Consider the following 1,736-nt stretch of genomic DNA (forward strand, 5'->3'; position numbering starts at 1 on the left):
CATAAACGATTATCTCGTAACAGCCGCTCTTTGTTGATCATTTCAAACCTTTATTCTCTAAGTTAAACCTCTTTTTATTCTCAATAGCGTGACAAAAAATGCAAGTCTCTATTCAGCAACTAGTTTAATGGATAATTGCAAACTTTTTAAACATTCATCCTTCTGAAATATGGCCAAGCCGTTATTACGATTTCAATACAGGAGAATTATTAGAACGAAATATTCGTCGGCCTACTAATAAAAATAACGAATAAATTATAAATAAACCGCAGACTCATATCTGCGGTTTATTATTTAATGAAGTTAATAATATTATTTATTAATAAAATATTCGCCTAATTTAATATCTTTATTGAGTGTCTCTAACATATTTTCCAATTTATTTTTTTCAAATTTATTCATAATATTAATAGGTAATCTTTCTTCAATCCCATTTTTACCTAAACGTATTGGCTGAGCAAAAAAACGCGCATATTCTCCATCTCTTTCCACATATGCACACTCGATTATATTTTCTTTACCATTTAAAGCGTCAATTAATGATAAACCAAAACGTGCAGCGGCTTGGCCCATAGAAAGTGTCGCTGATCCGCCACCAGCTTTTGCTTCAACAACTTCAGTGCCGGCATTTTGAATACGCTTAGTTAGCTCCTCAGCTTCCTGCTCGGTAAAGCTAACATTAGCAATTTGAGAGAGTAACGGTAGGATCGTTACGCCAGAATGACCACCAATAACCTTCACTTCGATTTCTTGAGGTTTTTTACTTTTTAATTCAGCAACAAAAGTATTAGAACGAATAATATCTAAGGTTGTTACCCCAAATAATCGATTTCTATCATACACGCCGGCCTTTTTTAATACTTCTGCTGCTATCGGAACAGTAGTATTAACCGGATTAGTAATAATACCAATTAACGCCTTAGGACAGCTCTGAGCAACTTTTTCAATCAGATTACGAACGATACCGGCATTGATATTAAACAAATCTGAGCGATCCATACCTGGTTTCCTGGCAACACCTGCCGAAATTAATACTACATCAGCACCGTCAAGTGCGGGTGTCGGATCTTCACCAGCAAAACCAATTACCTTTACATCTGTTGGAATATGGCTTAAATCTTTAGCAACACCAGGGGTCACAGGAGCAATATCATAAAGAGAAAGCTCTGAGCCTGATGGAAGCTGGTTTTTAAGAAGAAGTGCAAGTGCTTGGCCGATACCACCTGCTGCTCCAAGAATAGCTAATTTCATGCTGATACTCCTTTATATGATGACACTTCAAAATGGCTTAAAAACTTTCAACCTATTACATACGTTATTCATAACACAGTAAGCGTGTTGCTTAATAGTGAAATAAGGGTGTTTCGGTGATTGAAGTAAATTTTACGCTGTTCTGAGATGGAAATTCCAAAGACCTGCGCTAAGGAGTAAGAAGGTATCATCAATAAAGGGTCTACGATTCCGTAAAATTTGGGTCATGCAACCGAGGCGCTTGATACCCGCGATGGCGTGTTCAACTGTAATACGGATGCCCGAGATTATTTTATTTTCTTGTTTTTGTTCAGGCGATAAAGGTCTTTTTCGAGTTCCTTTTTTTGGGATTTGTGTATTAGGATGCTGTTTATCTATACCTTGAAAACCGGTATCTGCCCAGATGGTTACCTCAGGAGGAATATGGCGAATTATATCGACTTTATCGAGTAAGCGTTTATCGTGACGGCGCCCATTTTTGCTCA

Annotated in this window: 2 protein-coding genes and 1 pseudogene; 1 reads left to right on the forward strand and 2 read right to left on the reverse strand. The window is 37.1% G+C overall.

The features are described from left to right. Positions 1-128: 128 nt before the first annotated feature. A pseudogene (locus CBG25_RS20925) lies at positions 129-254 on the forward strand (helix-turn-helix domain-containing protein); the annotation flags it as partial. A gap of 58 nt (positions 255-312) precedes the next feature. Here CBG25_RS20925 and mdh read toward each other — a convergent pair. Then, positions 313-1,251, reverse strand: coding sequence for a malate dehydrogenase (gene mdh, locus CBG25_RS20930; protein ID WP_290608991.1), 939 nt, complete (start codon positions 1,249-1,251; stop codon positions 313-315). A gap of 132 nt (positions 1,252-1,383) precedes the next feature. Continuing rightward, positions 1,384-1,736, reverse strand: a 353-nt coding sequence (locus tag CBG25_RS20935) for a transposase family protein (RefSeq protein ID WP_290603898.1), incomplete at its 5' end; no start/stop codon positions are given.

It is taken from the genome of Arsenophonus sp. ENCA, from assembly GCF_002287155.1.
Classification (GTDB): Bacteria; Pseudomonadota; Gammaproteobacteria; order Enterobacterales; family Enterobacteriaceae; genus Arsenophonus; species Arsenophonus nilaparvatae.

Excerpts from the sequence above, each read along its gene's own strand:
- mdh (WP_290608991.1), bottom strand. The coding sequence starts at position 1,251 with ATGAAATTAGCTATTCTTGGAGCAGCAGGTGGTATCGGCCAAGCACTT.